Source organism: Erythrobacter sp., assembly GCF_023653175.1.
GTDB lineage: Bacteria > Pseudomonadota > Alphaproteobacteria > Sphingomonadales > Sphingomonadaceae > Erythrobacter.
Genome location: NZ_JAMNXL010000172.1, coordinates 1 through 7,708, shown reverse-complemented (window position 1 = coordinate 7,708; position 7,708 = coordinate 1). Strand labels below are relative to the sequence as shown.

Below are 7,708 nucleotides of genomic sequence, written 5' to 3'. Positions count from 1 at the left end.
GCGGGGATGCCCTACAAGCTCGCCGAGATCGCTGCGCGCTTCAACGTCAATTACCTGCCCATCGTGAGTTCTGGCCGCGCCTTCCGTGCCTTGTGGAAGCGCTCCTACCACAAGGTTGCCGACCTGATGGCGGCGGTGGTCTATGAAGACCCGTGGCTTGCGGGTGGTCACAACGGCCTCTCCAATGCCGAGGACCCGACCAAGCCCGAAGACCCCTATCCCCGCGTGAAAGTGCTGCGCGACACGATGCGCGCCGAGGGCGTCTCCGACGACGTGCCGATCGTGATGGCGGGCGGGGTGTGGTACCTGCGCGAGTGGGAGAACTGGATCGACAATCCCGAGCTCGGCAAGATCGCCTTCCAGTTCGGCACGCGTCCGCTGCTCACGCAGGAAAGCCCGATCCCGCAGATATGGAAGGACATGCTGCGCACCGTCGAGCCCGGCGATGTGCTGCTCCACAAGTTCTCGCCCACCGGCTTTTACTCCAGCGCGGTCAAGACCCCGTTCCTTTACGACCTGATGCACCGCTCGGAGCGCCAGATCCCGTTCTTCAAGCGGGGCGAGGAAGAGGGCACGGTGCAGCTCGGCGAAGACGGCAAGGCGCGCAGCTTCTGGGTGCGCCCCGAGGACAAGACCAAGGCCGAAATGTGGATGCGCGCTGGGCACACCGAGCCCCTGAAGACGCCTGAGGGCACGATCGTCTTTGTGACGCCGGAGGCGCGCGACACCATCCGCAAGGACCAGCAGGACTGCATGGGCTGCCTGTCGCATTGCGGCTTTTCGGCGTGGAAGGATCACGACGATTACACCACCGGGCGCCTCGCCGATCCGCGCAGCTTCTGCATCCAGAAGACCTTGCAGGACATCGCCCACGGCGATGATCCCGACAACAACCTCGCCTTCGCGGGCCACGCTGCCTATCGCTTCAAGACCGACCCGTTCTTCTCGAACGGCTACACGCCGAGCGTGGGCGAGCTGGTCGAGCGGATTTTGACCGGCGACTGACGAGACGCTAGGGCGGCGCGATGGACGATAGCGCTCCGCCGCCCCTCTCGCTCTGGTTGCGCGAGCTGCCGATCACGGTGCCGATCGTGCTCAGCCCGCTGCGCCGCCCCCGTGCGGTCGCGGGGGCGCGTGACGGGGGCGGGCAGCCGGTGATGGTGATCCCCGGCATCCTCTCGAGCGACAGCGCGACCGCGCTGCTGCGCCGCACGCTCGATGGCAGCGGCTACCTTGCATATGCTTCCGAGATGGGTTTTCTGACAGGCATCAAGCCCGCGACACTCGCCCGCGCGGTGGACCGCCTTGCCGGGATCGCACAGGCCGAGCAGCGCAAGGTTGCCTTGGTCGGGTGGAGCCTCGGCGGGCTTTATGCCCGGGTTCTGGCGCAGCGCCATCCGGAACTGGTCGAGCTGGTGATGACGCTCGGCACGCCCTTTTCCGGCGACCGGCGCGCTAACAATGCCTGGCGGCTCTACGAGGCGATCAACGATCACACAGTCGATGCCCCGCCGGTGCCCGATGATCCGGCGATGAAGCCTCCGGTGAAGACGGTTGCCCTATGGTCGAGAAAGGACGGTGTGATCGCCCCCGCCGCCGCGCGCGGATTGCCGCATGAGCGCGATGCGGAGGTGGAGGTGCCCTTCCACCACTTCGCGCTCGCCTCGACCCGGCCCGCGATCGAACGGGTGGTGAGCGAGTTGGGGCGGGCGCTGGCGGGTTAGCGCACCAGCGCTGTCAGCACCTGATCGGGCGGGCGGTGCCCATCGGCCCACATGCGGATGTTGGCGATCACCTTGTGGCCCGAATCCTCGCGGCCCTCGGCGGTCGCGCTGCCGATGTGGGGGAGGGTCATGACGTTGGGGTGAGCGATCAGGCGCGGATCGACGTTCGGCTCATCGGGATAGACGTCGAGCCCTGCGCCCGCGAGGTGGCCCGATTCCAGTGCCGCGATCAGCGCTTCCTGGTCGATCAGCTCGCCGCGTGCGGTGTTCACGATGCTGCTGCCCGGCTTCATGAGCGCGATCCGCCGAGCGTCGAGGAGGTGGCGGGTCTCCTCGGTCAGCGGGCAGTGGAGCGTCAGGATGTCGGCCTCGGCCATCAATGCATCGACATCTGCGACATAGCGCGCACCGAGCATTCGCTCGAGCGCCTCGGGCAGGGGCTTGCGATTGGTATAGGCGATCTCGAGCCCGAAGGCCCGCGCGCGGTGGGCGACCGCTTGGCCGATGCGGCCCATGCCGATGATGCCGAGCACCTTGCCGGCGAGCTTCCTCCCGAGCAGCCCCGAGGGCGCCCAGCCGGTCCACTTGCCGCTGCGCACCAGCGCGGTGCCCTCGCGGATGCGGCGCGGCACGCCGATGATCCCGGCCATGGCGAGATCGGCAGTGTCGTCGGTGAACACGCCCGGGGTATTGGTGACGATGATCTTTCGCGCGGCGGCGGCGGCAAGGTCGATATGCTCGGTGCCGGCGCCGAAGCTGGCGATCAGGCCCAGGCGCTCGCCCGCCTGTGCGATCAGGTCGGCGTCGATCCGGTCGGTGACGGTCGGCACCAGCACGTCGCAATCGCGCATTGCGTCGGCCAGTCGTTCGCGGGTCATGGGCATGTCGTCGACATTAAGCACCACATCGAACAGCTCGCGCATCCGCGCCTCGACCCCCGGCATCAGGTGGCGGGTGACGATCACGCGCGGAGGGCTGGCAAGCGGGCGGGGGGGGCGCTGGGTCATGCGGGGAGGGCTAATCCGTCAAGGCCTCGGCGGTCAAGGCGCGGATCGTCACGCGAGGCTTGAATCGGTGAAGCTTAAGGCGCTATCGCCTGAGGAATGCAGGGATTCCGCCAGATCATCGCTTGCCTCCTCGCGCTGGTGCTTGCCGCCGGAGCGCTGGTCGCTCCGCTCAGCGCGCAGGACAGGGTGCTGCCCTATTGGGCGGCGCTGCGCTTCGAGAAGGTCAACATGCGCGTCGGGCCGAGCGCGGAATATCCGGTAACCTGGGTTTACCTGCGCAAGGGGCTCCCGGTGAAGGTGGTGCGCGTCCGCGAGGGCTGGCGGCTTGTCGAGGATCACGAGGGCACGCAGGGGTGGATCTCGGCGAGCCAGCTCGATCCCGAGCGCGGCGGCATGGTGATCGGCACCGGCCTTGCCGAGGTGCGCGCCGCGCCGAGCGCCGGGGCAGCTGTCAAGTGGCGCGCCGAGCCGGGGGTGATTGCGGGCATGAAGAAGTGCAAGGCCGGGTGGTGCGAGGTCGATATCGCCGGCCGCAAGGGCTTCATGGCGGCCGAGCGCCTGTGGGGCTCGCAGGATCTGCCGGGCGACGCTTAGGCACGCCGCCCGGCCATCAAGTCTCAGACCAGTTCGATCGCCACCGCGGTCGCCTCGCCGCCGCCGATGCACAGCGAAGCGACGCCGCGCTTCAGCCCTTGCGCCTTGAGCGCGGCGATCAGCGTGACGATGATCCGCGCGCCGCTCGCCCCGATCGGGTGGCCGAGCGCTGTGCCGCCGCCGTTCACGTTGATCTTGTCATGCGGAATGCCGAGATCGCGCATCGCGAACATCGCCACGCAGGCGAAGGCCTCGTTGACCTCGAACAGGTCGACATCGTCGACCCCCCAGCCAGCGCGGGCGAGCACCTTCTGGATCGCCGGGATCGGTGCGGTGGTGAACTGCGCGGGCGCGTGGGCATGGGCCGCGGTCGCGACCACGCGGGCAACGGGGGTCAGGCCCTTGGCCTCGGCGACGCTCGCGCGGGTCAGCACCAGCGCGGCGGCACCGTCGGAGATCGAGGAGGAGGTCGCCGCGGTGATCGTCCCGTCCTTGGCGAAGGCGGGCTTCAGCTGCGGGATCTTGTCGGGGCGGCCCTTGCCGGGGGCCTCGTCATGCTCGACCACCACATCGCCAGCGCGGGTGCTGACCGTCACCGGCACCACCTCGTCAGCGAAGGCGCCGCTCGCGATCGCCTTGTTGGCGCGGGCGAGCGATTCGATCGAATAGGCGTCCATCTCCTCGCGGGTCATCTGGTAGGCATTGGCGGTGTCCTGCGCGAAGGTGCCCATCGCGCGGCCCGGCTCATAGGCATCTTCCAACCCGTCGAGGAACATGTGGTCATAGGCCGTGTCATGGCCGAGCCGGGCGCCCGAGCGATGCTTCTTCAGCAGGTAAGGCGCATTGGTCATGCTCTCCATCCCGCCTGCGACCACCACGTCGATGGTGCCGCTGGCGAGCGCCTCGGCGCCCATGATGACGGTCTGCATGCCGGAGCCGCAAACCTTGTTGACGGTGGTCGCCTCGACCGAGAGCGGCAGTCCCGCCTTGATCGCGGCCTGACGCGCCGGGGCCTGGCCGAGGCCGGCCGGCAGCACGCAGCCCATATAGGCGCGGTCGATCTGATCGCCGGCAACGCCTGCGCGCTCGACCGCGGCCTTCACCGCCACCGCGCCGAGGTCGGTCGCCGAAGCGTCCGACAGAGCGCCCTGCATCGCGCCCATCGGGGTGCGGGCATAGGAGAGGATCACAACCGGATCGGCGGGGGAGAGCTGAGTCATGGCAAAGTCCTTTGCGTGACGGGGGGAATATCGGCCGCGATGTAGTCATGGCAGGCGCGCATGGCAATCGCGGGGCACCCATACGCCTTGCGCCCGGGCGCGTATTCCGCAAGAACACGTCGCAAACAAAAACGCATATGTCCGAACGGGAGAACGACATGGCCGATGACCGCCGCGCTGAACTCGAGAGCCTGCTGGCGCGCCAACGCGCCGCCTTCACCGCCTCGCGCCCCGAGCCGCTCAGCCAGCGCAAGGACCGCATCCGCCGCGCGATGGCGCTGGTCAAGGAGCATGGCGAGGAATTCGCCAAGGCGATGAGCGCCGATTTCGGCAGCCGTTCGCACCATCAGTCGATGCTCACCGATATTGCTGCAACGGTGGGCGCGGGCAGTCATGCCCTGAAGCACATCGACCAGTGGTCGAAGCCGGAAAAGCGGAAAGTTCAGTTCCCACTCGGGCTCATGGGCGCGCGCGCCGAGGTGCGTTACGAGCCCAAGGGGGTGATCGGCATCCTTTCGCCCTGGAACTTCCCGGTGCAGCTCGCTTTCGGGCCGCTGATGCAGGTGCTCGCCGCGGGCAACCGGGCGATGATAAAGCCGAGCGAATTCACCGAGCGGACCAGCGAATTGATGGCTGAACTCACCGCGCAATATTTCCAGCCCGAGGAAGTGGCGGTGATCACCGGCGGGCCGGAAGTGGCCGCGGCGTTCTCCTCCCTGACCTTCGACCATCTCGTCTTCACCGGATCGACTGCCACGGGCCGCCGCGTGATGCAGGCGGCGGCCGCGAACCTCGTGCCGGTGACGCTGGAACTGGGCGGCAAGTCGCCGGTGGTGATGGGCCGCAGCGCCGATTTCGCCAAGGCGGGTGAGCGCATCGCGATCGGCAAGATGATGAATGCTGGGCAGATTTGCCTCGCGCCCGATTACCTGATGGTACCCGAGGACAAGGCCGACGAGGCGGTCGCGGGCGTTACGAATGCGGCGGCGGCGATGTATCCGCGTGTGCTCGACAATGACGACTACGCCTCGATTGTCTCCGACCGGCACTTCGAGCGCCTGCAAGGCCTCGTCGCCGACGCGCGCGACAAGGGCGCCGAGGTGATCGAGGTCAATCCGGCGGGCGAGGATTTCGGCAACGCCAACCAGCGCAAGATGCCGCTTACCGTGCTGCGCGGGGTCAGCGACGACATGACCGTGATGCAGGAGGAGATATTCGGACCCCTTCTGCCGGTGATGACATACAAGTCGGTCGATCAGGCGGTCGACTACATCAACGAGCACGACCGCCCGCTCGGCCTCTATTACTTCGGCGAGGACAAGGGTGAACAGGAGCGGGTGCTGACCCGCACGATCTCCGGTGGCGTGACCACCAATGACGTGGTGTTCCACGTCTCGATGGAGGATCTGCCCTTCGGCGGGGTCGGGCCTTCGGGGATGGGTTCTTATCACGCGATCGAGGGTTTCCGCGAGTTCAGCCATGCCCGCGCGGTCTATCACCAGCCCAAGATCGACATTGCCAAACTGGGCGGATTGAAGCCGCCCTATGGCAAGGCGACCGAGGGGGCGGCAGCGCGCATGATGAAATGAGGGCGCTTGTTGCTGCGCTGGTGCTGTGCCTCGCTGCGCCGCTGTGCGCCGGGGAGGCCTCGCCGGCATGGCGCGCGGTCGATGCGAGCACCGGGCAGATTGCCGATGTCGCGGGGCTCGAGCAACTCGCTAGCGACTTTCCCGACAGCATCAGCGTGCGGGTGCGGCTGCTCAACGCGCAGCTTGAAGCTGGTCAGGGCGAGGGGGCGCTTGCCAGCCTGCGCTGGCTTGCGGCACGGGGGCATGTGTTCAGCGAGCGGGCGAAGGCACAGATCCCCGCGCTGATCGGCCCCGCCCATGCCGAGGCGGCGCGCACATACCTCGCCCGCCCGCCGTTCATCATCGCCGCCAGCACCGTATTCAGCACACTCCCTGCCGAGGCGGGGCTGATCGAGAGCGTCATCGTGGTCCCGGGCGAAGACGGCGCTTTGGCGAGCTCGGTGTCGCGGCGCACGCTGTTCGCCCTCGCCCGGCTGAGCCAATGGATCGAGGTCCCGGTCCCGCGTGCGCAGGCCTTGTCGGGCCTCACCTATGCACCCGACGGAAGTTTGGGCTGGGTCGCCTCGGCCAACATCGACGGGTTGGCGCCGGAGCCTCCTGGCTTCAACGGGCTGATCGGCCTGACCGGCGACACGGACGATCTGCTGATGATTCCCGCTCCCGCCGGGGTCGCGGTCTCCGATCTCACGGTAGGGCCGGACGGCACTGTCTATGCCAGCGATCCCATCGGCGGCGGGGTCTATCGGGCAAAGCCCGGTGCCAAGGCGCTCTCCGCGCTGGTGCCCCCCGGCATCTTCCGCTCCCCGCAGGGGCAGGCGGTGAGTGCGGACGGGGCGCGGCTCTATCTCAGCGATTATCGCTATGGCCTTGCCGTGATCGACCTTGCCAGCGGCACGGTGACGCGGCTTGCCAGCGACGTCGAGGCCGCGCTCGACGGGGTTGACGGGCTGTGGCTGCACGGCGGCGAGCTCATCGCGGTCCAGAACGGCACCAGCCCGATGCGGATCAGCGCCTTCCGGCTGTCCGAGGACGGCACGCGCATCACCGCGCGCCGCGTGCTCGAACAGGCCCATCCCGATTGGACCGAGCCGCTGGGCGGCAGCATCGCCGACGACGTGCTTTACTATGTGGCGACTGGGCAATGGGACCGCTACGACAAGGGCGTCTTGCGCGAGGGGATGGAGGCGCTTCCCACGGTCATCCGCCGCTTGCCGCTTGGGCCTCGCTGACGCGGACACCCGGCCGCAACGACTGTTCGATTTCCTGCAACACCGCTACTGGGTTTTCCCCGAGTCGCAGGCTTGCGCGGTGCGCGCGACAGGCCTAGGGCGACCGACGGGATTAATAGCTTGGACATCGTCGTGATCGACCTCAGTCAGTATCTGCCGATACTGTTATTCGTGCTGGTCGCCTTCGGGCTGTCGGTGCTCTTCGTCGTGGCCCCGATGGCGGTCTCGCGCCTCACCGGCACGCATAATCCCGATGCCGAGAAGCTCTCGGAATACGAGTGCGGCTTTCCCGCCTTCGAGGACGCGCGCAGCCAGTTCGACGTGCGCTTCTACCTCGTGGCGATC

The 7,708-nt window shown here is 67.7% G+C and carries 8 protein-coding genes; 6 read left to right on the top strand and 2 right to left on the bottom strand.

Going from position 1 to position 7,708, the window contains the following annotated elements; translation table 11 throughout:
- Together NBV68_RS15685 and NBV68_RS15680 are read left to right on the top strand one after the other, a co-directional pair.
- The coding region (locus NBV68_RS15685; RefSeq protein ID WP_296311489.1) for a nitronate monooxygenase at positions 1-1,005 on the top strand (1,005 nt) is incomplete at its 5' end.
- A gap of 20 nt (positions 1,006-1,025) precedes the next feature.
- Positions 1,026-1,724 carry an alpha/beta hydrolase gene (locus NBV68_RS15680; RefSeq protein WP_296311487.1) on the top strand — a complete coding sequence of 233 codons (699 nt, stop codon included), beginning with the start codon at positions 1,026-1,028 and terminating at the stop codon, positions 1,722-1,724.
- On the opposite strand, the gene NBV68_RS15675 is transcribed toward NBV68_RS15680, so the two are convergent.
- Positions 1,721-2,731: a D-glycerate dehydrogenase gene (locus NBV68_RS15675; protein WP_296311486.1), complete on the bottom strand. Its 1,011-nt coding sequence runs from the start codon at positions 2,729-2,731 to the stop codon at positions 1,721-1,723. The genes NBV68_RS15680 and NBV68_RS15675 overlap by 4 nt on opposite strands.
- A gap of 96 nt (positions 2,732-2,827) precedes the next feature.
- Between NBV68_RS15675 and NBV68_RS15670 the strand changes: the two genes are divergently transcribed.
- Entirely contained in the window at positions 2,828-3,325 is a 498-nt protein-coding gene (locus NBV68_RS15670) for an SH3 domain-containing protein (protein ID WP_296311483.1), read from the top strand.
- 23 nt (positions 3,326-3,348) lie between these two features.
- Here NBV68_RS15670 and NBV68_RS15665 read toward each other — a convergent pair whose 3' ends face one another.
- Positions 3,349-4,545: an acetyl-CoA C-acyltransferase gene (locus NBV68_RS15665; RefSeq protein WP_296311480.1), complete on the bottom strand. Its 1,197-nt coding sequence runs from the start codon at positions 4,543-4,545 to the stop codon at positions 3,349-3,351.
- Between the two features lie 137 nt (positions 4,546-4,682).
- Between NBV68_RS15665 and NBV68_RS15660 the strand changes: the two genes are divergently transcribed.
- The 3 genes from NBV68_RS15660 to ndhC all read left to right on the top strand — a co-directional run.
- Entirely contained in the window at positions 4,683-6,134 is a 1,452-nt protein-coding gene (locus NBV68_RS15660; protein WP_296311479.1) for a coniferyl aldehyde dehydrogenase, read from the top strand.
- Positions 6,131-7,363, top strand: coding sequence for a hypothetical protein (locus NBV68_RS15655; RefSeq protein ID WP_296311477.1), 1,233 nt, complete (start codon positions 6,131-6,133; stop codon positions 7,361-7,363). Before NBV68_RS15660 ends, NBV68_RS15655 begins: the two co-directional genes overlap by 4 nt.
- A 132-nt stretch (positions 7,364-7,495) precedes the next feature.
- Positions 7,496-7,708: NADH-quinone oxidoreductase subunit A (gene ndhC, locus NBV68_RS15650; RefSeq protein WP_296311491.1), on the top strand; the 213-nt coding region annotated here is incomplete at its 3' end.